The organism is Streptomyces siamensis (genome assembly GCF_039543605.1).
GTDB lineage: Bacteria > Actinomycetota > Actinomycetes > Streptomycetales > Streptomycetaceae > Streptomyces > Streptomyces siamensis.
In genome coordinates this window covers 53,627-75,834 of the sequence record NZ_BAABKB010000029.1, presented here as the reverse complement: position 1 = coordinate 75,834, position 22,208 = coordinate 53,627, and the positions used below count along the sequence as shown (strand labels likewise).

The 22,208-nt window shown below is 71.6% G+C and carries 21 protein-coding genes; 14 read left to right on the top strand and 7 right to left on the bottom strand.

Annotation, left to right across the window (positions count from 1 at the left end):
- Nucleotides 1-51: 51 nt before the first annotated feature.
- On the bottom strand, nucleotides 52-864 hold the full coding sequence (locus ABEB03_RS30220) for a VOC family protein (RefSeq protein WP_345656062.1): 813 nt from the start codon (nucleotides 862-864) through the stop codon (nucleotides 52-54).
- A gap of 324 nt (nucleotides 865-1,188) precedes the next feature.
- Here ABEB03_RS30220 and ABEB03_RS30215 point away from each other — a divergent pair, with 324 nt between their 5' ends.
- Nucleotides 1,189-2,016 (top strand): sulfurtransferase, encoded by an 828-nt coding sequence (locus ABEB03_RS30215; RefSeq protein WP_345656061.1) that lies wholly within the window; start codon nucleotides 1,189-1,191, stop codon nucleotides 2,014-2,016.
- A 52-nt stretch (nucleotides 2,017-2,068) separates the two neighbouring features.
- On the opposite strand, the gene sepH is transcribed toward ABEB03_RS30215, so the two are convergent.
- Nucleotides 2,069-3,154 carry a septation protein SepH gene (gene sepH / locus ABEB03_RS30210; RefSeq protein ID WP_345656060.1) on the bottom strand — a complete coding sequence of 362 codons (1,086 nt, stop codon included), beginning with the start codon at nucleotides 3,152-3,154 and terminating at the stop codon, nucleotides 2,069-2,071.
- A 439-nt stretch (nucleotides 3,155-3,593) separates the two neighbouring features.
- Between sepH and ABEB03_RS30205 the strand changes: the two genes are divergently transcribed.
- The gene (locus ABEB03_RS30205; RefSeq protein ID WP_345656059.1) at nucleotides 3,594-4,373 is read left to right on the top strand and encodes a hypothetical protein; all 780 of its coding nucleotides are present in this window, start codon (nucleotides 3,594-3,596) and stop codon (nucleotides 4,371-4,373) included.
- Here ABEB03_RS30205 and ABEB03_RS30200 read toward each other — a convergent pair.
- Nucleotides 4,297-5,616 (bottom strand): D-arabinono-1,4-lactone oxidase, encoded by a 1,320-nt coding sequence (locus ABEB03_RS30200; RefSeq protein WP_345656058.1) that lies wholly within the window; start codon nucleotides 5,614-5,616, stop codon nucleotides 4,297-4,299. The genes ABEB03_RS30205 and ABEB03_RS30200 overlap by 77 nt on opposite strands.
- Nucleotides 5,576-6,814, bottom strand: a complete 1,239-nt coding sequence (locus ABEB03_RS30195) for an MFS transporter (RefSeq protein WP_095937134.1) — start codon at nucleotides 6,812-6,814, stop codon at nucleotides 5,576-5,578. Before ABEB03_RS30195 ends, ABEB03_RS30200 begins: the two co-directional genes overlap by 41 nt.
- Nucleotides 6,815-7,041: 227 nt before the next feature.
- Between ABEB03_RS30195 and ABEB03_RS30190 the strand changes: the two genes are divergently transcribed.
- Together ABEB03_RS30190 and ABEB03_RS30185 are read left to right on the top strand one after the other, a co-directional pair.
- Nucleotides 7,042-8,169, top strand: a complete 1,128-nt coding sequence (locus ABEB03_RS30190; RefSeq protein WP_345656057.1) for a ferrochelatase — start codon at nucleotides 7,042-7,044, stop codon at nucleotides 8,167-8,169.
- Between the two features lie 8 nt (nucleotides 8,170-8,177).
- On the top strand, nucleotides 8,178-8,993 hold the full coding sequence (locus ABEB03_RS30185; RefSeq protein WP_345656056.1) for an inositol monophosphatase family protein: 816 nt from the start codon (nucleotides 8,178-8,180) through the stop codon (nucleotides 8,991-8,993).
- Between the two features lie 110 nt (nucleotides 8,994-9,103).
- Here ABEB03_RS30185 and ABEB03_RS30180 read toward each other — a convergent pair whose 3' ends face one another.
- Nucleotides 9,104-9,277 (bottom strand): hypothetical protein, encoded by a 174-nt coding sequence (locus ABEB03_RS30180; protein WP_179332611.1) that lies wholly within the window; start codon nucleotides 9,275-9,277, stop codon nucleotides 9,104-9,106.
- Nucleotides 9,278-9,690: 413 nt separating this feature from the next.
- On the opposite strand from ABEB03_RS30180, the gene ABEB03_RS30175 reads away from it, so the two are divergent.
- From ABEB03_RS30175 to ABEB03_RS30160, 4 genes are all read left to right on the top strand, one after another.
- Complete coding sequence (locus ABEB03_RS30175) at nucleotides 9,691-10,344, top strand: response regulator transcription factor (RefSeq protein WP_010983842.1); 654 nt, start codon at nucleotides 9,691-9,693, stop codon at nucleotides 10,342-10,344.
- 5 nt (nucleotides 10,345-10,349) lie between these two features.
- The gene (locus ABEB03_RS30170) at nucleotides 10,350-11,594 is read left to right on the top strand and encodes a sensor histidine kinase (RefSeq protein WP_345656055.1); all 1,245 of its coding nucleotides are present in this window, start codon (nucleotides 10,350-10,352) and stop codon (nucleotides 11,592-11,594) included.
- A 393-nt stretch (nucleotides 11,595-11,987) separates the two neighbouring features.
- Nucleotides 11,988-12,284, top strand: a complete 297-nt coding sequence (locus ABEB03_RS30165) for a DUF4193 domain-containing protein (RefSeq protein WP_003997302.1) — start codon at nucleotides 11,988-11,990, stop codon at nucleotides 12,282-12,284.
- A 13-nt stretch (nucleotides 12,285-12,297) separates the two neighbouring features.
- Nucleotides 12,298-13,209 carry a hypothetical protein gene (locus tag ABEB03_RS30160; RefSeq protein WP_345656054.1) on the top strand — a complete coding sequence of 304 codons (912 nt, stop codon included), beginning with the start codon at nucleotides 12,298-12,300 and terminating at the stop codon, nucleotides 13,207-13,209.
- Between the two features lie 171 nt (nucleotides 13,210-13,380).
- Here the strand turns inward: ABEB03_RS30160 and ABEB03_RS30155 are convergent, their stop codons facing one another.
- The gene (locus tag ABEB03_RS30155) at nucleotides 13,381-13,842 is read right to left on the bottom strand and encodes a DUF3093 domain-containing protein (RefSeq protein ID WP_345656053.1); all 462 of its coding nucleotides are present in this window, start codon (nucleotides 13,840-13,842) and stop codon (nucleotides 13,381-13,383) included.
- Nucleotides 13,843-13,900: 58 nt separating this feature from the next.
- Here ABEB03_RS30155 and ABEB03_RS30150 point away from each other — a divergent pair, with 58 nt between their 5' ends.
- The 5 genes from ABEB03_RS30150 (at nucleotide 13,901) to ABEB03_RS30130 (ending at nucleotide 18,008) form a co-directional block, all read left to right on the top strand.
- Nucleotides 13,901-14,485 (top strand): PaaI family thioesterase, encoded by a 585-nt coding sequence (locus ABEB03_RS30150; protein ID WP_345656052.1) that lies wholly within the window; start codon nucleotides 13,901-13,903, stop codon nucleotides 14,483-14,485.
- Nucleotides 14,482-15,006, top strand: coding sequence for a dUTP diphosphatase (gene dut / locus ABEB03_RS30145; protein ID WP_095937141.1), 525 nt, complete (start codon nucleotides 14,482-14,484; stop codon nucleotides 15,004-15,006). Before ABEB03_RS30150 ends, dut begins: the two co-directional genes overlap by 4 nt.
- A gap of 1 nt (nucleotide 15,007) precedes the next feature.
- Nucleotides 15,008-15,772 carry a DUF3710 domain-containing protein gene (locus ABEB03_RS30140; RefSeq protein WP_028802252.1) on the top strand — a complete coding sequence of 255 codons (765 nt, stop codon included), beginning with the start codon at nucleotides 15,008-15,010 and terminating at the stop codon, nucleotides 15,770-15,772.
- A 263-nt stretch (nucleotides 15,773-16,035) separates the two neighbouring features.
- The gene (locus ABEB03_RS30135) at nucleotides 16,036-17,256 is read left to right on the top strand and encodes an alginate lyase family protein (protein ID WP_345656051.1); all 1,221 of its coding nucleotides are present in this window, start codon (nucleotides 16,036-16,038) and stop codon (nucleotides 17,254-17,256) included.
- Nucleotides 17,257-17,315: 59 nt separating this feature from the next.
- The gene (locus ABEB03_RS30130; protein WP_028802250.1) at nucleotides 17,316-18,008 is read left to right on the top strand and encodes an ABC transporter ATP-binding protein; all 693 of its coding nucleotides are present in this window, start codon (nucleotides 17,316-17,318) and stop codon (nucleotides 18,006-18,008) included.
- Nucleotides 18,009-18,056: 48 nt separating this feature from the next.
- Here ABEB03_RS30130 and ABEB03_RS30125 read toward each other — a convergent pair whose 3' ends face one another.
- Complete coding sequence (locus ABEB03_RS30125) at nucleotides 18,057-18,296, bottom strand: hypothetical protein (RefSeq protein ID WP_345656050.1); 240 nt, start codon at nucleotides 18,294-18,296, stop codon at nucleotides 18,057-18,059.
- Between the two features lie 120 nt (nucleotides 18,297-18,416).
- Here ABEB03_RS30125 and ABEB03_RS30120 point away from each other — a divergent pair, with 120 nt between their 5' ends.
- Complete coding sequence (locus tag ABEB03_RS30120) at nucleotides 18,417-22,067, top strand: hypothetical protein (RefSeq protein ID WP_345656049.1); 3,651 nt, start codon at nucleotides 18,417-18,419, stop codon at nucleotides 22,065-22,067.
- Nucleotides 22,068-22,208: the final 141 nt, after the last annotated feature.

Genomic DNA, 22,208 nt, shown 5'->3' with positions numbered 1-22,208 from the left:
TCGCGGGGCGTGAGTCCCGGGACGTCACAGGGGCCGGTCGCCCCGGGCTCCTCAGGATTCCCGGCGGTCGGCGTGGATGAGCGAGAACATCGCGCCCTCGGGGTCCGCCACCGTCGCCACCCGCCCGTACGGCGAGTCGTGGGCGGACTTGAGGAGATGCCCGCCGAGCTCGACGACATGCCGGGCGGCGTCGTCCACGTCCGCGACCTCGAAGTACGTCAGCCAGTGCGGTCCGCGGTCGCGCGGCAGCGCGTTCCCGACGCCGTGGACGCCGGCCACCGGGTGGCCCTCGATGTGCAGGGTCACATAGTCGAAGTCGGCCGAGACGGTCGGCTCCAGCCGGTAACCGAACACCCCTTGATAGAACTTGACCACGCTGTCGGTGTCGCGGGTCACGAGCTCGTTCCACGCGGGTGTGCCGGGCACCCCGGTGATCCCCGTACCCAGGTGCTCGGCGGCCTGCCAGATGCCGAAGACGGCGCCCGTCGGGTCCGAGGCGATCGCCATGCGCCCGGCCTCCCCGGCGTCGAGGGGACCCACGCCCACCGTGCCGCCGCTGTGCCGGACCGTCTCCGCGGTCACGTCCACGTCGTCCGAGGCGAGGTAGGGCGTCCAGGCGATGGGCAGATGCCGGTCGGGTGGCAGCTGGCCGATCCCCGCCACCTCGTGACCGTCCAGCAGAGCCCGCACGTACGGGCCGAGCTGCTGCGGTCCCGGCCGGAACTCCCAGCCGAACAGCTGTCCGTAGAACTCCTGGGTCGCGGCCATCCCGTGCACCATCAGGCTCACCCAGCAGGGTGTGCCGGGTGTGCGCCGAGCGTGCGTGGTGCCGTTCAGGCCGGTCGACCCCCGTGCCTCGGTCATCGTCACTCTCTTCTCGGCCCCTCGCGGTGGCCGGTCACCTTCCGCCTACGAACACGGGTACCGCAGCGGCACCCGTGCAAGCCCCGTGCCGATGTTCGCACCACCGGTCACACCGCGCGCTCCGGTCGCACCGCCGCTCAGCGGTCCCCGGCCGGAGGATGCCCGGAGTGTCGTTTCTCATCCGTTTCGGCGTGATTGCCGGGTGGTGTCCATCAGCTGTACAGCATGTGCCCGATCCCGTACGCCTCGTGATCGGACCTGTCCGGCCGAGCAGAGTAGCCGGAGCTGGACGACGCGGCCACCCCGTGCGCGAGGATGGTGGCCATGAACGCCATCATCACCGCACCTGAACTCGCGAGCGATCTGGCAGGACCGAACCCGCCGGTCCTCCTCGACGTCCGCTGGCAGTTGGGCGGCCCGAACCTGCGCGACGAGTACGAGAAGGCGCACATCCCGGGAGCCGTCTTCGTCGATCTGGATTCCGAACTCGCCGGTCCGGCCGGGGCGGCCGGACGGCATCCCCTGCCCGATCTCGACGTCTTCGGCTCCGCGATGCGAGCCGCCGGCGTGTCCGCGGACCGCGATGTCGTCGTGTACGACGGCGGTCAGGGCTGGGCCGCCGCGCGCGCCTGGTGGCTGCTGGGCTATTCGGGTCATCCGTCGGTACGCGTCCTCGACGGAGGGTTCGCCGCCTGGAACGGGCCGGTGTCCTCGGAACGGCCGGCCCCGGAGCCCGGAAGCTTCGCACCGGCACCGGGTGCGCGCCCGCTGCTCGACGCGGACGGCGCGGCGGCTCTCGCCCGTACCGGCGTCCTGCTCGACGCCCGCGCGGGTGAGCGCTACCGCGGCGAGGTCGAGCCGATCGACCCGGTCGGCGGGCACATCCCCGGCGCCGTGTCCGCGCCGACCACGGAGAACGTCGAGACCGACGGACGGTTCCTGCCCGCCGCCGAACTCGCCGACCGCTTCAAGTCGCTGGGCGCCGGTGCCACTTCCGAGGTGGGCGTCTACTGCGGCTCCGGTGTCTCCGGCGCGCACGAGGTCCTGGCCCTCGCCGTGGCCGGCATCCCCGCGGCCCTGTACGTGGGTTCCTGGTCCGAGTGGTCCCGGGACGGGAGCCGTCCGGTCGCGGTGGGACCCGACCCCCAGTGACAGCGAAGGGGCCCGCGCCGAACCGGTGCGGGCCCCTTCGTCGGACAACTGACTAGTCCTGCTTCTTCCGTCGCGTACCGAAGACGATCTCGTCCCAGCTCGGTACCGCCGCCCGGCGGCCCGGCCGGACGCCGTCGGCCTCGGCCTGCCGGTCGGTCGCGCCGACCAGACGGTCGCGATGGCTGCCCACCGAACGCGGCATCAGGACGTCCGCGTACGCCGAACCGGCACCGGCCGACGCCGCGGGAGCCGGGGGCTCCTCCGCCTCGGGCTCGGGGTCGGGTTCCTCCGTGGCGGGCCGCTCCGTTGCCGAGGGCCGCTCGGGCACCACCATGTCGCCCCGGAAGCTGGGTACCGCCTCCAGGAGGCTGGTCAGCGAATCCCGGTCGCCGGACTCCTCGACCGGCTCCGGGGACGGGGCGGGCAGGCTCGGCCGCTCCATCTGCCGGTCCAGGGCGCGGTCCAGCGGACGGTCCCTGGGCAGCCGCGCGATCCGCGGGACGAACGGGAAGCTCGGCTCGGGCGCGGCGAGGTCGTCGGACTCGCCGATCAGCGAGCGCGCCTCGTCGTCGACGGCCTGGACCAGACGCCGCGGCGGGTCGTACGTCCAGCTCGCCGAGTGCGGTTCGCCCGCCACCCGGTAGACCAGCAGGACCTCCCAGGTGCCGTCGTCGCGGCGCCACGAGTCCCACTGCACGGTGTCCTTCTCGGCGCCGCGCAGCAGCAGTCGCTCCTGGACGGCCTCGCCGAGCTGGGGTCCGGCGTTCTCGCCGGGGCGGCGGACCGGGGTCTTCCGCGCGCGCTCGGCCATGAAGGCGCGCTCGGCGAGCACGGGCCCCTCGAATCGGCGCACGCGGTCGACGGGGATTCCGGCGAGCTGGGCGACCTCCTCCGCGGAGGCGCCGGCACGTATACGCGCCTGGATGTCGCGGGGGCGGAGGTGGCTCTCCACCTCGATCTCGATCTGGCCGAGGCGGGGACGGTCGCCGCGTACGGCGGCGCGCAGACGCTCGTCAATCGGAAGCGTGTACTCCGTGCTGTCCGCAGCCTTCAGCACCAGCCGTGTGCCGTCGTTAGAGACGGCCACGACACGCAGTTCGGGCATGGGGACCTCCCGGGTGGTGCCTGCCGACGTCACGTGCGTCGCTGCTTCCGCTAGTCGAGTGTGGCCTGCCCGGGTGCAGCCTGCCACAACCTTGCCGAGTTGCCCGGCGTGTCGGGCATGGGCCCGGGAGCGCCGTTATGGCACGGTTACCTTTTCGCAACGCTAAGTGACGAACCTCATCACCCTGTGCAACGAGCCCCCTCCCGGCGGTCCTGCAAGGCCCCGGACACCCTGGCGGGAGTCCGGACCCAGGGCTCGCAACAGTACTCCATTCGGGCCACCTACGTGGATCGGCGCGCCGCCCAACTTCGGTCAAGGGGTGGTAGTTGGCCGCCCGAAGCGCCGCATTCGTGACCATGGAACGTGGCGCACTTCACCTAATCGTCGGAAACGGAACCAATCGTTTCGCCCGTACGTCCCCTTCTCGTGCAGTCGGTCGACCAAGTTCGGGAAAGGCAGGCAAGGTCCGGGGATGCGTAAGAAGTCCGAAGTCGGCGAGAAGCCGGGTGTCCATGAGCCGGGTGCCGACGAGGGGCCGAGGAGGAAACGGGTCGACCTGAGCCTGCCTCAAGTCGCGGGAAGCGCGGTGGCGGCGGTGGTGGCCGCGAAACTCGCTTCCTACTTCGGCGTCTACGGGACGATCCTGGGCGCCGGCCTGGTCAGCGTGATCGCGACCTGCGGAGGAACGCTCTTCCAGCACTTCCTCAAGCGCACCGGAGAACAGCTGCGGGACGCGACGGTGCAGGCCAAACCGAAAGCGGCGCCGCGGAGGACGCCGGTGCCGGGGGAGTTCACCGAAGGGACCGTCTACCGCGCGCGGGTCAGGAACTGGCGGAGGCCGGTCGTCGCCGCGGCACTCGTCTTCGGCGTCACGATGGCCGGAATCACCACCTACGAGCTGGTCTCGGGACAGAATTTCAGCGGTGCCGGCAGGAGCACGACCGTCGGTGACGCCCTCAAGGGGAGCCGCTCCGGCACCGGCGCCACGACGCCGGAGCCCGCCACGACGCCCTCGGCGGACACCCCTTCGAAGCGGCCGTCCTCCGGAGGCGGCGACACCGGAACCCCCGAGGGGGACGGCGATGTCGGTGCGACGGCCACGCCGACGCCCGAGGCCGGCACCTCGTCGGACGCGGAGGCCGGGAGCGACAGCCCGACCCCCACCCCGAGCGTGCCTACGAGCCCAGCACCCGACGCAAGTAGTCGTTCGCAAAGCGCCGGTCCGGGTCCAGCCGGTCCCTCAGCGCCGTGAACTCGCCGAAGCGCGGGTAGACCTCGGAGAAGTACGCGGCGTCGCGCGTGTGCACCTTGCCCCAGTGCGGCCGCCCCTCGTGGGCGGTGAAGATCCGCTCGGCGGCGGTGAAGTACCCCTGATAGGGGGTTCCCCTGAACATGTGGACGGCGATGTAGGCGCTCTCCCGCCCGGACGCCGTCGACAGCGCGATGTCGTCGGCTGGAGCCGTGCGCACCTCGACGGGGAAACTGACCCGCAGGGACGAGCGGTCGACCATCGTCCTCAGCTCGCGGAGCGTCTCCACCAGGGCCTCGCGCGGGACGGCGTACTCCATCTCCACGAAGCGCACCCGGCGCGGAGACGTGAAGACCTTGTAGGGAATGTCGGTGTAGGTCCGCGCGGACAGCGCACGGCTGGAGATCTTCGCGATCGCCGGGATCGTGGCGGGTACGGCGCGGCCCAGCAGATTGGCCACCTGGAAGACGCCGTTGGAGAGGAACTCGTCCTCGATCCAGCCGCCGATCTGCCCCACCGGCTTCTCGGGACCCGCACTGCGGTTGTTGCGCTTGGTGTTGCAGTTGCCGGTGTGCGGGAACCAGTAGAACTCGAAGTGCTCGTTCTCGGTGAACAGTTCGTCGAAGTCGGCGGTGACCCGGTCGAAGGTCATCGGCTCCTCGCGGGCCGTGAGCAGGAATATGGGCTCCACGGCGAAGGTGATCGCGGTGACGATGCCCAGCGCGCCGATGCCGACACGGGCCGCCGCGAAGACCTCGGGGTTCTCCTTCTCGGAGCAGGTGAGGACCGAGCCGTCCGCCGTGACCAGCTCAAGGCCCTTGATCTGCGCGGCGATCGAGGCCGAGTCGCGGCCCGTGCCGTGCGTGCCGGTGCTGGTCGCCCCCGACACGGTCTGCTCCATGATGTCGCCCATGTTCGTGAGCGACAGTCCCTCACGGGCGAGAGCCATGTTGAGCCGCTTGAGCGGAGTGCCGGCCTCGACGGTGACGGTGCCCGCCTCGCGGTCGATCCCGCGGATGCCGGTCAACAGTTGAGGGCGGATCAACACACCGTCGGTCGCGGCGGCGGCCGTGAAGGAGTGCCCGGTACCGACGGCCTTCACCCGCAGACCGTCGTCGGCCGCCTTCCGCACCGCGGCGGAGAGTTCATCCACCGAGGCGGGGGTGACCTCCCGTACGGGACGGGCGGTGACGTTCCCCGCCCAGTTACGCCACGTGCCGCTCTTCCCGCTCACTGTGGTGCTCATGGGACCCTCCCCGCTGCGGAACCGGCCTGTTCAGCCGGCGATACCCGAGGAAACCGACCGCGACCGCGACGGCCCCGGACACCGCCGGAACCCCGTACCCGGCCTTCGCGCCGGCGGCGTCGATCACCCAGCCGGACACGGAGGAGCCCAGCGCGACCCCGACCGCGAGTCCGGTGCTCACCCAGGTCATGCCCTCGGTCAGTTTCGCGCGTGGTACGTGCTGCTCGATGAGGGACATCGTCGTGATCATCGTGGGAGCGATGGACAGGCCCGCAAGGAACAACGCCACGGCCAGGAACGGCAAGTTTCCGACCAGTAGGAGGGGGATCATACTCACGGCCATCGCGCATATGCCCAGCAGCCACCGGCGTTCGGGCGCCCCCTTGAAGTGCAGCAGCCCGAACACGGCGCCGGCGACGCACGAACCCGCCGCGTACAGCGCGAGGACGACACTCGCCGCCCCCTTGTGCCCCTGCTCCTCGGCGAAGGCGACGGTCACCACGTCGACGGCCCCGAAGATCGCGCCGGTCGCCACGAAGGTGGCCACCAGCACCTGGAGCCCGGCCGAGCGCAGCGCGGAGCCGCCGGCGTGGTGCTCGCGCGGGTGCGGCACGGGCTCGGTCGCGCGCTGGGAGGTCAGCCAGAAGACGCCGGCCGCGAGGAAGCAGGCGGCGAGCAGCGGCCCCGCCTCCGGAAACCACACCGTGGACAGGCCGATGGAGATGATCGGCCCGAAGATGAAGCAGACCTCGTCCACCACGGACTCGAAGGAGTACGCGGTGTGCAGCTGAGGGGTGCCCCCGTACAGGGCGGCCCAGCGGGCCCGGACCATCGCACCCACGCTCGGGACGCAGCCGATGCCCGCCGCGCACACGAACAGCACCCAGTCCGGCCACTCGAAGCGGGCGGCGCACAGCAGCCCGGCGGCCGCCACGAGGGCGAACAGGGTCACGGGCCGCAGCACCCGCCGCTGTCCGTGCCGGTCCACGAGGCGCGAGACCTGCGGGCCGAGGACGGCCGCGGCCAGCGCCATGGTCGCCGACAGCGCACCGGCGAGCCCGTACCGTCCGGTCAGCTGGGAGATCATCGTGACGACGCCGATGCCCATCATCGACAGCGGCATCCGGCCGAGGAAGCCCGCGGCGGAGAAACCCTTGGAGCCGGGGGCGGCGAACAGGGCACGGTACGGGCTGGGCACGGGGGTCTCCGGTCGGCTCGGCTCGGCTACCCGGTCATCAAGGGCGACGCGAACTCTGTAAGGCGTGAAGGTGGCTGATACAGCTTACGGGTGAGGTCACCCTTACGCACGCCCCCTGCACGCGTCCCCCTCCGGGCGCCCGTCCGGACCCTCTTCACGCCCGCCACCTGCTCTCCCGCCGCCCCGTCGTTTCCCGCCCGTCAGTGACGGGTGGCAGGATCGGACGCATGCCAGATGCGCTCGATGCCACCCCTTACGACGCCCTGCTCCTGCTCTCGTTCGGCGGCCCGGAGGGCCCGGACGACGTGGTTCCGTTCCTGGAGAACGTGACGCGAGGGCGCGGCATCCCCAAGGAACGGCTCAAGGAGGTGGGGCAGCACTACTTCCTGTTCGACGGGATCAGCCCCATCAACGACCAGAACCGCGCCCTGCTGGATGCCCTGCGCAAGGACTTCGCCGACCACGGCCTCGACCTGCCGGTCTACTGGGGCAACCGCAACTGGGCGCCGTACGTGACCGACACCCTGCGCGAGATGACCGCCGACGGCCGCCGCCGCGTCCTCGTCCTCGCCACCAGCGCCTACGCCTCCTACTCGGGCTGCCGTCAGTACCGCGAGGACCTCGCCGCGGCGCTGGCCACCCTGGAGGCGGAGGGGCTGGAGCCGCCGCGGATCGACAAGCTGCGGCACTACTTCAACCACCCCGGATTCGTCGAGCCCATGCTCGAAGGCGTCCTGAAGGCGCTCGCCGACCTGCCCGAGGACGTGCGCGCAGGTGCCCACCTCGCCTTCACCACGCACTCCATCCCGGACACGGCGGCGGACACCTCCGGCCCCGTCGAGGGGCACGGCGACGGGGGCGCCTACGTCCGGCAGCACCTGGACGTCGCCCGGTTCGTCGCCGACGCGGTGCGCGAGCAGACCGGCATCGAGCACCCCTGGCGGCTCGTCTACCAGTCGCGCTCCGGTGCCCCGCACATCCCGTGGCTGGAGCCGGACATCTGCGACCACCTGGAGGAGCTGCACGGCGCCGGCGCCCCGGCCGTCGTGATGGCCCCCATCGGGTTCGTCTCGGACCACATGGAGGTCCTGTACGACCTGGACACGGAGGCGACGGCGAAGGCCGCGGAACTCGGACTGCCGGTGCGCCGCTCCGCCACCGTGGGCGCCGATCCGCGGTTCGCGGCGGCGATCCGCGACCTCGTCCTGGAGCGCGCCGCGACGGAGAACGGACGGCACGTCGCCCCCTGCGCGCTCGGCACGCTGGGCGCGAGCCACGACGTGTGCCCGGTGGGCTGCTGCCCGGCCCGTGCCCCCAAGCCCGCCGCCGCGGGCGCCGACAGCCCGTACGCGTGAGGAGCCCCGTGACCGAGCCCCTGCACACCGAACTGCTGCAGCTCGCCCAGGAAGCGGCGCGCCGCGCCGGCGAGCTGCTGAGGGACGGGCGTCCGGCGGACCTCGCGGTCGCCGCCACCAAGTCCAGCCCGATCGACGTCGTCACCGAGATGGACATCGCCGCCGAGAAGCTGATCACCGACCTCATCGCCGAACACCGCCCGGACGACGGTCTCCTCGGCGAGGAGGGCGCCTCCAGCGAGGGCACGAGCGGCATCCGCTGGGTCGTCGACCCGCTCGACGGCACGGTCAACTACCTGTACGGACTGCCGACCTGGGCCGTGTCCGTCGCCGCCGAGCAGGACGGGGAGACCGTCGTCGGGGTGGTGGCGGTGCCGATGCGCGGTGAGACGTATCACGCGGTGCGCGGCCGGGGCGCCTACGCCGTCGGTGCCTGGGCCGGGCAGCGCAGGCTGGCCTGCCGTCCCGCGCCGCCCCTCGACCAGGCCCTGGTCTCGACCGGCTTCAACTACGTGGCCCAGGTCCGGGCCCACCAGGCCGACGTCGCCCAGCAGTTGATCCCGCTGCTGCGGGACATCCGGCGCTCCGGCTCCGCGGCGGTCGACCTGTGCGACGTGGCCGCGGGCCGGCTCGACGGCTACTACGAACGCGGACTGCACCCCTGGGACCTCGCCGCGGGGGACCTGATCGCCAGGGAGTCGGGCGCGCTGACCGGTGGACGCCCCGGAGAGCGCCCCGCACGCGATCTCGCGATCGCCGCCTCGCCCGGTGTCTTCGAGCCCCTCCAGCGCCTCCTGGAGGACTTCGGCGCCTGGCACGACTGAGCCCGGCCGCGCGCACGGCACCACGACCGGTGCCGGAAGCGCGCGGGAACGCAAAGGAGCGGGGCCCCGGCACTGGATCGATACCGGGGCCCCGCTCTCCTACGAACCGATCAGACGCGCGACGCGCCGACCTCCACACCGTGCTCGGCGGCAAGGCGGTGCAGGTCGTCGAGCTCGCCCTGCTCGACCTCCGCGAGGAAGTCGTCGCCTGTCTCGCGAGCCCGCGTCAGGTCGGACTCGGTCGCCCTTATGCGCTGCAGAAGTCCTGCGGTGAATGCGTCCATGCTGCGCCCCCTCGTCCTGGGTCGTGGGTCGGGTGGCACGGGGGTGTGCCGTCGGAAGGGGCGATCACGTCTCCAGATGGGTGCCCAGCGCTGCCCAGGCCGGGCGGCGACGGTGCCGGACATCCACGCCCGCTCTGCGGAAGCGGTTGGACGTACCACAAGGTGGCTTGCCCTGTGCAGAGCGTGATCGCGGGGTGTAAAGCCGTCCTCCCCCCGCTTCCTTCCGTGGAAACCTCAACCCGACGAGAAAATCTGGCATTCCCGGGCCCCGGGACCGGAGCCCCGCCCCCCTGTCACCGTCTTACAGCCGGTTTACGGCCGAAAAGGGCAGGATGGAGCCCTCACCCGTGACAAGCCCTGCCCGCGTGCGCCCAAGTGCCGTCGCGCGGGTGGACAGAGGAAGGACTAGCGACGTGCGCGTACTCGTCGTCGAGGACGAGCAGCTGCTCGCCGATGCGGTGGCCACCGGACTGCGCCGGGAGGCCATGGCCGTCGACGTCGTGTACGACGGTGCGGCCGCCCTGGAGCGCATCGGCGTGAACGACTACGACGTGGTCGTCCTCGACCGCGACCTCCCGCTCGTGCACGGCGACGACGTCTGCCGGAAGATCGTCGAGCTCGGGATGCCCACGCGCGTGCTGATGCTCACCGCGTCCGGTGACGTCAGCGACCGCGTGGAGGGGCTGGAGATCGGCGCCGACGACTATCTGCCCAAGCCGTTCGCGTTCAGCGAGCTGACGGCACGCGTGCGTGCCCTCGGGCGGCGCACGAGCGTGCCGCTGCCGCCCGTCCTGGAGCGTGCCGGGATCAAGCTCGACCCCAACCGCCGGGAGGTCTTCCGCGACGGCAAGGAGGTCCAGCTCGCGCCCAAGGAGTTCGCCGTCCTGGAGGTGCTGCTGCGCAGTGAGGGCGCCGTCGTCTCCGCCGAGCAGCTCCTCGAGAAGGCCTGGGACGAGAACACGGACCCCTTCACCAACGTCGTACGCGTGACCGTGATGACCCTGCGCCGCAAGCTCGGCGAGCCCCCGGTCATCGTCACCGTGCCCGGCTCCGGCTACAGGATCTGACCGCCGTGGCCGCGACCCCGGCGCCCCCCGCGGCGCCCCCCAAGCCCACCTGGGAACCGAGAAGGCCGGAGCCCCCGTTCCCCTGGTTGCGTCCGACCATCCGCATACGGCTCACGCTGCTCTACGGCGGCATGTTCCTGATCGCCGGCATCATGCTGCTGTCGATCATCTACCTGCTCGCGGCGCAGGCACTGAACACCGGCAACGAGCCGCTCTTCAGGATCGCCGGCGGCACCGACATCAAGGTCACCAGCGACAACTGCCCCGCGGTGAACTCGGGCCTGTCGCTCGATGCCTTCAACGCCGCGATCAGCCACTGCATCGACCAGCAGCGCCAGGCCGCCCTGGACAACCTGCTCAGCCGCTCGCTGCTCGCGCTGCTCGGCCTCGCCATCATCGCCTTCGCCTTCGGCTACGCGATGGCCGGCCGGGTGCTCTCGCCGCTCGGCCGGATCACCCGCACCGCGCGCGCGGTGGCCGGCTCGGACCTCTCCCGGCGGATCGAGCTGGACGGGCCGGACGACGAGCTGAAGGAGCTGGCGGACACCTTCGACGACATGCTGGAGCGGCTCCAGCGTGCCTTCACCGCCCAGCAGCGGTTCGTCGGGAACGCCTCTCACGAGCTGCGCACCCCGCTCGCGATCAACCGCACGCTCCTGGAGGTGCACCTCTCTGATCCGGGGGCGCCGGTCGAGCTCCAGCAGCTCGGCAAGACGCTCCTCGCCACCAACGAGCGCAGCGAACAGCTCGTCGAGGGCCTGCTGCTGCTCGCCCGCAGCGACAACCAGATCGTCGAGCGCAAGCCGGTGGACCTCGCCGAGGTCGCCGAGCAGGCCGTCGACCAGGTGCACGCCGAGGCGGAGGCCAAGGGCGTGGAGATCCGGGGCGAGCGGAAGCCCGCCGTCGTCCAGGGCAACGGCGTGCTGCTGGAGCGGATCGCCCTGAACCTCGTGCAGAACGCCGTCCGGTACAACGTGCCGGAGGGCGGCTGGGTCGAGGTCACCACGGCGGCCGAGCACGGACAGGCGGTCCTGGTCGTGTCGAACACGGGTCCGGTGGTGCCGGCGTACGAGATCGACAACCTCTTCGAGCCCTTCCGGCGGCTGCGCACCGAGCGCACGGGCAGCGACAAGGGCGTGGGCCTCGGCCTGTCGATCGTCCGGTCGGTGGCCCGCGCGCACGGCGGGCACATCACCGCGGAGCCACGTGACGGAGGTGGGCTCGTGATGCGCGTCACCCTTCCGATCTGAGAGCATGTCCCGCACACGCGGCGATGTTCGCTTTGCGCGGAATTTTCCGGCCACCCGTCCGGGAGAGTCGTGTGTGATCGATCACAAGGGCGATTTTCAGGCCATCTACTCTCCGTGATCATGCAGGCTGTCGGAAAGCCGGGAAAATCCGGGTTTTCGGGGGTCTTGATCACGGGAAGTACACGGTGAGACGCCTTTGAAGTGCGCCATCAGGACCGTGTACGGTCCGCATCGCCATCCAAGCCGATCACTCTTGAGGAGTCCGGTTGGGTGTCGATTGAGTAACAGACCTTGATGTGAGGCAAAATCTCCGCCTCGGGTCGGGCACAAGTCCGGCCTCTCACGCGTTACGTGCGCTGGAGACACCGCAGACACCCAGAGGGGGAGAGCGACATGGCAACGGATTACGACACCCCACGCAAGACCGACGACGACGTCGACTCGGACAGCCTTGAAGAGCTGAAGGCACGCCGGAACGACAAGTCGACCTCGTCCGTCGACGTAGATGAGTTCGAGGCCGCAGAAGGCCTGGAACTGCCCGGTGCGGACCTCTCGAACGAGGAGCTCGCCGTCCGGGTCCTGCCCAAGCAGCAGGACGAGTTCACCTGCATGAGCTGCTTCCTGGTGCACCACCGCAGCCAGCTGGCCCGCGAGAAGAACGGCCAGCCGATCTGCCGCGACTGCGACTGAGGCAGGGTCGGCCGTGACTGGCTCGACCCCTCCTTGGAAGCGCCGCTCCTCCCGGCGGGGAGCGGACGAAGGGCCGTACGGCGGCTCTGAAGGCGTACGTGACGACGAGCGAGGCTCTTCCGCACCGGGATCAGCCTCGCTCGACGAGCCGCCCTCAGGCGGCGCCCTGGAGGCCCCTCAGGCCCCTCCCGCACGCACGGCCACGCGCCGCGCGGCGGCTGTCAGGGACGGGGTCCTGAAAGGCGTCCAGAAGGGCAGCAGCCGCGCCAAGGCGGGGCTGGCCTATGTCGCCGACAGGATCATCGACAACGCCCCGCGTGTGCCCGTACGGGACCTCGCGACCCTCCGCAGGCAATTCCCGGGCCTCGGGCCCGAGGAGCTCGCGGACAAGCTCGTCGCGGGCGCGGCCGCCGCGACGTCCACGGTCGGCGCCGGGATCGGTGCCGCCGCCATGCTGCCGGTGCCGCCGGCGATGCCCACCGAGCTCGCCGCCGAGATCACCGGCGTGGCCGCGATCGAGCTCAAGATGATCGCCGAGCTCCACGAGGTCTACGGCCTGCGGCCGCCCGGCAATCTGAAAGAGCGCAGCACCGCGTACCTGAACTCCTGGTCGGGGGAGCGCGGTATCGACGTGACGAAGCCGTCGACGATCAACGCCGCACTGGGCGGCCAGATGAAGCGCGAGATGCGCCAGCAGATCATGAAGCGGACGGTGCGGGACCTGCCCAACCTGATGCCGTTCATGGTCGGAGCGGCGGTCGGCGCGCTCATGAACCGCCGCGACACCAGACGCCTGGCGTCCCGCATCCGCAAGGACCTGCGGAAGATGCAGGTGCCGTGGGACGCGCTGCCCGAACTGCCGCCGCTGGAGAAACCGGCGGACCCCCTGCGCCTCGGCGAGATCCCCAGAGAGCTGGGCCGCTGAGGCACGTCCGCTCCGCGCGCCCCGGCCGATCGGGTCGGGAAGACGCGCACGGCGCGCTCCCCGGGCCCCTGGAGCCGCCTCAGGGCACGCGTGCGTGCGCCGGGCCCGGCTCGACGGAGCGGGCCGCCGTGCCGCGCGTACGCGGCCGTCGCCGGACGGTGCGGCCGCGAGTCACGCCTCGGCGCGGGACGACTTCAGGGCCGCCGCCAGGCGCTCCGGCTCCCGGGTCGACAGGTACAGGTACGGCGTCGGGTCCTGCGGGTCCGTGACCTGGACGCGCAGGCCCGTGGGGATGTAGGCGCGCAGGAGCATGAAGGCGCGGGGATCGGCCTTGTACGTACGCCAGGCGCGCGCCTCCTCCCGGTCCATGATCTCGGCGTCGCCGAGGGCCGCGAGAGGGATCTTCGCCTCGCCCGCGATCAGCGAGTCACCGACGACCCGGATGCGGATCGAGCCGTACGAACTGGCCACGACCGCCGAGACCGCGGTTCCGCCGACCAGGCCGCCCAGCAACGGCAGCGTGCCGAACGGCAGCAGGATCAGGGCCATCGCGACCCCGACCATGAAGCACACCAGCCACCAGGAGCGGGGTGCGGTGAGGCGTTCTTCGTACGGCGAGGCGGAGAGCTGCATGAAGCCAAGCTTGACACGGTGCGTACGGTGGGCCGACTCGCGGGTAAGGTCTGCGCCTGTGAGTGGTACTTCCGCAGCTCTGACGCCTCCCGCCGACGCCGTCGCGCCGGTGCGGCACCCCGACGCGCCCGCCCCCGGGGAACTCCTCGGCGCCCACTACGAACAGTGTTTCGGTTGTGGCGGTGAGCAGCCGCACGGGCTGCATCTGGAGGCCCGCGCCGGCGAAGGTGTCCGGATCACCGCGGAGTTCACCGTGCGGCCCGCCCATCAGGGCGCCCCGGGCCTCGCGCACGGCGGCGTCCTCGCCACCGCGCTGGACGAGACGCTCGGCTCGCTGAACTGGCTGCTGCGCACCATCGCCGTGACGGGGCGGCTGGAGACCGACTTCCGGCGCCCGGTGCCCGTCGGCACCGTGCTCCACCTGGAGGCCGAGGTCACCGCGGTGGCCGGCCGCAAGATCTACTCCACCGCCACCGGGCGGATCGGCGGCCCCGACGGGCCCGTGGCCGTCCGCGCGGACGGCCTGTTCGTCGAGGTGAAGGTCGACCACTTCATCGAGAACGGCCGCCAGGAGGAGATCCACGCGGCCATGAACGACCCGGACCAGAGCCGGCGAGTCCGTGCCTTCGAGGTGAACCCGTGACCCGTGACCCCGGCGGACAACTCCCCGTGCTGATCAGGCGCGTGGACCCCGACGTACCGCTGCCCGAGTACGCGCACCCGGGCGACGCGGGAGCCGATCTGCGCACCACCGAGAGCTGCGAACTGGCGCCCGGTGAGCGGGCCGTGCTCCCCACCGGGGTGTCCATCGCGCTGCCCGAGGGGTACGCGGCCTTCGTGCACCCCCGTTCCGGGCTCGCCGCACGCTGCGGTGTCGCCCTCGTGAATGCCCCGGGGACGGTGGATGCCGGGTACCGTGGGGAGATCAAGGTGATCGTGGTGAATCTCGACCCGCGCGAGTCCGTGCGGTTCGAGCGCTTCGACCGGATTGCTCAACTGGTCGTCCAGCAGGTCGAGAGGGTCCGCTTCGAGGAGGTGGCGGAGCTTCCCGACACGGCGCGGGCCGCAGGGGGCTTCGGGTCTACCGGCGGTCATGCCGCCGTGGGCAGCACAACGGGTGGGAATCGATACGCTTCGGTCGTATCCGACCGGGAAGGACAGTGACGTGTTCGGACGTCGCAAGAAGGGCAGTGCCGCCGAGGACGCGGCGGGCGAGGCCGAGCAGGTCGTCGACGGCGTCGACACTGAGGCGGACGAGGCGGAGGAGCGGGAGCGCGTGAGGCTCGAGCCCGAGCCCCGCCCCGACGGACCCTGGGACAGCTCCGAGGTCCGTGAGCCGGCCGAGGGCCGGGTGGACCTGGGCGGTCTTTTCGTGCCCGGGGTCGACGGCATGGAACTGCGGGTCGAGGTCGCGGGCGACGCGATCGTCGCGGCGACCGTGGTCCTCAAGGACAGTGCCGTCCAGTTGCAGGCCTTCGCCGCTCCCAAGCGCGAGGGCATCTGGGGCGAGGTGCGCGAGGAGATCGCCTCCGGCATCACCCAGCAGGGCGGTGTCATCGACGAGGTCGAGGGTCCGCTGGGCTGGGAGCTGCGTGCGCAGGTTCCGGTGCAGCTGCCGGACGGCACGGGCGGTTTCCAGGTCGTGCGGTTCGTCGGCGTGGACGGTCCCCGCTGGTTCCTGCGCGGAGTGATCTCCGGGCAGGGCGCGGTGCAGCCGCAGGCCGCGGGTCTGCTGGAGCAGATCTTCCGGGACACGGTCGTCGTCCGCGGCGAGGGCCCGATGGCCCCCCGCGACCCGATCGTCCTGAAGCTGCCGAACGACGCGCAGATGGTCCCCGAGGGTGTCCAGCAGGAGGAGCAGGGCGGTTCCCGCTTCTCCGGCGGCATGGGACAGCTCCAGCGCGGACCGGAGATCACCGAGGTCCGCTGACGGGTGCTCCGAGACCGACGGACCCGGGAGCACCGGGCCGCCGCCGGCCGAGGGACACATGCGAGCTCGGGCCGTACCTCCCCAAGGGGGTGCGGCCCTTTCGTATGTCCGGGCCCGGCCAAGTTCTCATCCATGAACGGTAGTTGAGCTGCGGGTCTTTCTTCAGGCCTTGACGGAAGGCTGGTCCATACCTATGGTCACCGGCCAACGCGCGTGTTCAGCATTCCATGTGTCGTTCACATACGAGAATGGATGGCCCCCACATGCCCGACACCCCCACACGGCACCACCGCAGACGGCGCCCCCTCGTCCTCGCCACCGTCGCCGCCGCGACCGCGGCGCTCGTGGGCACCCTCGTCTCCTGGCCCGGTGCCCATCGGGCCGAGGCCGCGCCCGCCGTCTTCGCGCACCCCGGAGTCACCGTCTCCAAGAGCCAGCTGGACTTCGCACGCACCGAGGTCAACGCGGGCGCCCAGCCCTGGAAGGGCGCCTTCGACCAGATGACGGCGAGCAAGTACGCCTCACTGAGCCGCACCGCCAAGCCCCGCGCGACCGTCGAGTGCGGCTCGTACTCCAACCCCAACTACGGGTGCACCGACGAGCGCGAGGACGCGATCGCCGCGTACACCGACGCGCTCGCCTGGTACATCACGCGCGACGACCGGTACGCCAAGAAGGCCATCGAGCTGATGGACGCCTGGTCGGCGGTGATCAAGGACCACACCAACAGCAACGCGCCCCTGCAGACCGGCTGGGCCGGCTCCTCCTGGCCGAAGGCCGCCGAGATCATCAAGTACACGTACACCGGGACGTGGGCCAACTCCGGCCGCTTCGCGACCATGCTGCGCGACGTCTACCTGCCCGAGATCATCAACGGCTCGAACTCCAACGGGAACTGGGAGCTGTCGATGATGGAGGCCGCCGTCGGCATCTCCGTCTTCCTGGAGGACAGGACGTCGTACGACAAGGCCATGGCGAAGTTCCGGACGCGTACCGCCGCCTACGTCTACCTCGCCTCGGACGGCGACCTGCCGAAGACCGTGCCGAGCCAGAACCTCGACACCAAGGCGAAGATCGTCAACTACTGGCAGGGGCAGTCCACCTTCGTCACCGGACTCACCCAGGAGACCTGCCGCGACTTCACGCACACCGGCTACGGCATCTCCGCCATCTCGCACATCGCCGAGACCAGCCGCATCCAGGGCCAGGACCTGTACGGCACCGACGTCGGCGAGCGGCTGCGCCAGGCACTCGGCTTCCAGTCCAAGTACCAGCTGGGCGAGGCCGCCCCGAGCTGGCTGTGCGGCGGGTCCCTGAACCTCGGGCTCGGACCGGTCACCGAGGTCGGCTACAACGCCCTGCACAACCGCCTGGGCATCGCGATGACCAACACCCAGCGGCTGACCGAGCAGAACCGCCCGGCCGGCAGCAACAACCTGTTCGTGGCCTGGGAGACGCTGACCCACGGTGACAACCTCGGCTGACCCATTGCCCGGCCGGGCGCCCGCTGGACATACTGGCGCCCGGCCGACGGGGGAGGAACATGAGTCAGGTCGCCACCGACACCATGCTGCGGGTCGAGAACGTCCATCGTTCCTACGGCACCGGAGCCGCCGCCGTGCACGCACTGCGCGGGGTCTCCTTCGACGTGCCGCGCGGCGAGCTCGTCGCCCTCAAGGGCCGCTCCGGATCCGGCAAGACCACCCTGCTCAACCTCGTGGGCGGTCTCGACGAGCCGGACGAGGGCCGCATCACCGTGGACGGCCTCGACCTGTCGGGCCTCGACGAGAACGGCCTGCTGGGACTGCGCCGCGACCGCATCGGCTTCGTCTTCCAGTCCTTCGGGCTCATCCCCATCCTCACCGCCGCCGAGAACGTCGGCGTACCGCTGCGGCTGCGCCGGGCCGACCCGCGCGAGCGCGAGGAGCGCGTGGAACTGCTGCTCTCGCTCGTCGGCCTCGCCGACCACGCGGCGCAGCGGCCCGGCGAGCTGTCCGGCGGCCAGCAGCAGCGCGTGGCCATCGCCCGCGCTCTGGCCAACAACCCCGCCCTCCTGATCGCCGACGAGCCCACCGGGCAACTCGACGCGGAGACCGGCATCGCCGTGATGGAACTGCTGCGCGCAGTCGTCCGCAGCGAGCAGGTCACCGCCCTCGTCGCCACGCACGACGCGGCCCTGCTCGACCTCGCCGACCGGGTGCTGGAGCTGAGCGACGGCGAGATCGTCGAACACTGACGGCGCCGCCGCGTCCCGCCACGGGCGCACACCGCCCGCCACGGCGGGTCACCGCCGGCCCCGCTCCTGCCGCTCCGGCACCGGGCGCAGGGCGGCACACGCCCGCACCACCTCCGCGCGCCGGCGCGGATCGGACCCTGCCACGGCGATCAGGGTGCGGCGCGTGTTCTCCTCCTCGGTCCGCACCACCGTCCGGTGCCGGATCCAGGAACGAGCCAGCGCGAACAGTCCCGGGGCGACGGTGAGAACGGCGGCGGTGAGCGAGGCGAAGGGGTCGATCGCGGTCATGGCGGGCTCCTGGATGCCGGAGGGTGACGGGCTTGCCCCAACTCTCCGAGCCCGCAAGGGTTTCCCACTACGCTGGAGAAACTGCGGGAAACCGAGTGCCGCCCGGGTGCAGGGAGACGTATGGCTGGGGGCCGTCCACCGAAGGGCGACACGGAGCGGTACCCGGCGCTCGAAGAGCTGGCCGCGTGGTTCCGGCGGGCGATAGCCGACGCAGGCTACGAAAGCCCCCATGCGGTGGTCCGCGCGGAGATGGCCCACAAGAACGTCGTCTACGGCGCGTGCAGCACCACCCGGCTGCTGAAGCTGCCCGTCCTGCGCTCCCTGGCCGTCGCGCTGGAGCGCGACCCGGACGAGATCGTCCCGCTGTGGGTCCGGGCCAAGGAGGCGCTCGACCGGGCCGGCGCCGAGAGCCGTCAGGCGGCCGCACCCCGGCTGAAGGAGTGGACCGAGCTCCCCCTGCCGAACCCGGCCGTCCGCAACCTCCTCGAGGCGCAGGCGAAAGCTGTGGAGCGGCTGCCGTACGACATGCTCGGCGTCGCCGAACCGCCGCTCTCGGCGGTCTACGTGCGCCAACGCATGCGGGCCCGGGGCCTCTCGACGGAGGGGAGTGCCCGCAATTCCACCCAGCTCGAAAGCGGTTCGGCCGCTCAGGGGGACTCGGCCGCCCGCGACGAGACACAGACCATCGACGCGCAGCTCCCTGTGCCGGAGGCCCTCGCCCGCCACGAGCACCTGCTGATCACGGGCGAGCCGGGCGCCGGGAAGTCGACGTTGTCGAGTCATCTGGCGTGGACCCTCTCGCGGATCTGGCTGCGCGAGGACACGAGCCTGGAGGCGCCCGTGGCCGAGCCGGTGCTCCCGGTCCGCGTCGCGGCGCGCACCCTCGTCGACCAGGCCGGATCCTGGAGCGCCGTGCTGTGCCAGGCCCTGCGGCGCACCCTCGGTCACAGCCTCGTCGCCGACCCCGACGCACGCCTGTTCCTCGGGCGGATGCACGGAGCGCGCTGGATGGTCCTGGTGGACGGGCTCGACGAGATCGCCGACCGCGAGTCGCGCGCCGAGGTGGTCCGGATGATCGCGCAGCACGCCCGGACCGACAGCGACTACCGCTTCGTCATCACCAGCCGCCCGCTGTCCGATCCCGAGCTGGCGCCGCTGCGGGGAGCGCTGATCGGTGAGTACCGCATGGAGCCGTTCGGCACGGACGAACTGCGCGACTTCGCGGCGAAGTGGTTCGCGGCACAACACCAGGACAAGGAACAGGCACGAACCGCGGCCGACCGCTTCCTCGGCGAGACCGAGGACGGCCGGCTGAGCGACCTGGTCCGCAACCCGCTGCTCGCCACCATCGCCGCTGTCACGGCGACTGCGGCGCCGACCCATCCGCTGCCGACCAGCAGACTCAGCCTCTACCAGCGGTTCTTCGAGCACCTGCTGACGCGAGGAGCGGGCAGTGAGGGTGCCGTGCGCCAGGGGCTGATGCGCCGCTACCGCGACGATCCCGGGCGGCGCGAGCTGCACCTGTGGTTCAACCAGCACAAGCGGCAAGTCCTCGGCGTGCTCGGCACATGCCGTCTGGAAGGCGAGTCGTCGCTGCTGGAGGCGGCCCTGGAATGGTTCCGGCCGCGGCTGTGCGAGGGATGGGCCGAGACGGACTGGGAGGCCGACGCGCGGGAGTTCCTGCAGGGCACCGGCCTGCTCGTCCGCGACGAGGACGACTACCGCTTCCTGCACCACTCCTTCGCCGAGTACTTCGCCGCCCGTTCCTACGTGCAGCAGCTCGATCCCGCGTTCTCCGAGGCCGAGGAGTGGATCCTGCGCGCCTTCAAGGACGACGAGCGCACCTTGGCCATGTTCGTCCTCTGCCTCTGGGGCGAACGCGAGGACTGCGACGCGGGCCGGCTCGCCGAACAACTGCGCGTCGGGGCCGTCGGAGGCCATGAGAGGCCGCTGCTCGCCGGACTGCTGGCGGCCGAGGGCGTCGCCTTCGGCGCGGCGGACCGGGAAGAGACCTTCGGCCGTCTGGAGGGCGTGGCCCGGGGCGCGGTCGACGAGGAGTACCGGGAACGGGCCGCCCAGGTGCTGGGGGCGCTCGGGGGACAGCCCGGGGTGCTGGACCGCCTGGAAGGCATGGCCCGCAGCGAGTTCCTCGAGGCCGGTGTGCGGTTCTACGCCGTCGAGGCGTACGCGAAGGCCGGGAGCGCCGAGATCACTCAGGAGCTGCTGGGCCTCGTGCTCAGCGGCGTGTACGGGCTGCTCGGCCGGGCTGCCCGGATCGCCTGCACTCTGGGCGAGGGCGCCCGGGAAGCGGTGCGCGAGCGGGCCTGGCAGATGGTCGACAAGCCGGACGCCAATGCCTGGGAGATGTCCCTCGCAGCCGAGGCGCTCGCCACCCTGGGGCGGGCGCAGGACGCGGAGGAGCTGGCCCTGCGCGTCCTGCGGGAACCGACGGCGTACGGACCCGAGACCGAGCGTGCCGTCGAGGCATGGCTGACGTCGGCGCCGGACCGCGCGGTGGCCGAGGCGGAGCGGCTGGCGCTCGCCCTGCCCGACACCGCGCAGGCCCGACGATGGGCCGTGGGCAAGACCCTCGACAAGCTCGGCGCCGAGGCGGCCGCCGCACGGATCGCCCACAAGATGCTCGGCGTGGACTCCGTTCCGCTGAACGCACTCGAATGGGCGGCCGAGATGTGGGTCAAGGCCCGCGGCACGGAGGCCACCGAGGCGATCATCGCGGCGTTCGAACGCAGCAGCGCCGATCTCGGCCACTACTACTGGCACCCGGCCATGCTGCTCCGCACGATCGCCCCTTTCACTGCGGACGGCACCACGGCCGACTGGGCGCGCGACGTCTTCGGTGAGGAACGCTGGGGCGTGTACGGGACCGGGGACACCGTCGCCACCTGGCTGGCCGCGGTCGGCGTCGAGGGGGCCGACCAGATCATGCAGCGCCTCGACGGGGGCCGGCTGCTGTCCTCGTACGACCGCCCGCCCGCCGCGAAGGCCCTCTTCGACGCCGGTGCGCTCGACCGGGCGGGGGAGATGGCCGAGCTCGCCCTGGGCACGCCCAACGTACGACGGGACAGCTACGCGGATGCCGCGCGGGTGCTGCTCAAGACCGGCGGGCACGACGCCGTCGTCGGGCTCGAACGGATCTGGTCGGCCCATCCGAAACTGGGCGAGGACTCCAACTGGCTCAACGGAGTGCTGGACGCCCTGCCGCGCTTCGAGGACCGTACGACGGACGTGGTGGTGGGACGGTTCGCCCGGGAACTCGTCGACCTCCCCTCGGCGGACGTGTCCGACGTGCTGCGCGGACTGCAGGTCCTGCTGGGCAACGAGGGCCACGCCGTGGTGCCGTGGGTGCTGGAGACCGCCATGACGCACCGGCGTCTCTACTGGGGGCAGCGGCGGACGCTGGCCCGGGAGCTGGCCGCCCTCGGCGAACGCGACGCGGCGCTCACCCTGTGGCGGCACGTCCTGGGCTTCCCCTCCGCGCCGCAGAGCGGTGAGCTCCAGCTGCTGCTGGACCTCCAGGCCGCGGGCGTGACCGAGATCGCGGTGACCTGGCTGGCCGAACTGATCACCGATCCGGCGACGGAGGCGCCCCGGCGGCTGCGGCTGAGGCAGATGCTGGCGTGGCTGGTGACGGCCGACCCCGCGCTCCAGGAGCTCGTGCCGGCCGAGGCCGGGCCGATGCCGGCTCAGAGCGCGGCCCGGCGCACCGGCTCCGTGCTGCCCCGGCAGCAGCCGAGGGAGGCCTCCGCCTGAACGTCCCGGGCGGCCCGTGCCGCCTGAGGCCGTCCGCCCGGCCGGGCGTGCCGAACGCGCGACCCGTGTCCGTACCTGCGCCGCCGCGTCAGAGTTGCGTCAAAGACGCCCCCCGTCTGCCCCGACGCCCCCTTTGCCGGA

Coding starts and splice junctions, on each gene's coding strand:
- ABEB03_RS30200 (WP_345656058.1), bottom strand. CDS start 5,616: ATGAGCACCACAGTGAGCGGGAAGAGCGGCACGTGGCGTAACTGGGCG.
- ABEB03_RS30180 (WP_179332611.1), bottom strand. CDS start 9,277: ATGGACGCATTCACCGCAGGACTTCTGCAGCGCATAAGGGCGACCGAG.
- ABEB03_RS30135 (WP_345656051.1), top strand. CDS start 16,036: ATGCCCGACACCCCCACACGGCACCACCGCAGACGGCGCCCCCTCGTC.
- ABEB03_RS30205 (WP_345656059.1), top strand. CDS start 3,594: ATGCGTAAGAAGTCCGAAGTCGGCGAGAAGCCGGGTGTCCATGAGCCG.
- ABEB03_RS30120 (WP_345656049.1), top strand. CDS start 18,417: ATGGCTGGGGGCCGTCCACCGAAGGGCGACACGGAGCGGTACCCGGCG.
- ABEB03_RS30220 (WP_345656062.1), bottom strand. CDS start 864: ATGACCGAGGCACGGGGGTCGACCGGCCTGAACGGCACCACGCACGCT.
- ABEB03_RS30130 (WP_028802250.1), top strand. CDS start 17,316: ATGAGTCAGGTCGCCACCGACACCATGCTGCGGGTCGAGAACGTCCAT.
- ABEB03_RS30155 (WP_345656053.1), bottom strand. CDS start 13,842: ATGCAGCTCTCCGCCTCGCCGTACGAAGAACGCCTCACCGCACCCCGC.
- ABEB03_RS30190 (WP_345656057.1), top strand. CDS start 7,042: ATGCCAGATGCGCTCGATGCCACCCCTTACGACGCCCTGCTCCTGCTC.
- ABEB03_RS30125 (WP_345656050.1), bottom strand. CDS start 18,296: ATGACCGCGATCGACCCCTTCGCCTCGCTCACCGCCGCCGTTCTCACC.
- ABEB03_RS30215 (WP_345656061.1), top strand. CDS start 1,189: ATGAACGCCATCATCACCGCACCTGAACTCGCGAGCGATCTGGCAGGA.
- ABEB03_RS30165 (WP_003997302.1), top strand. CDS start 11,988: ATGGCAACGGATTACGACACCCCACGCAAGACCGACGACGACGTCGAC.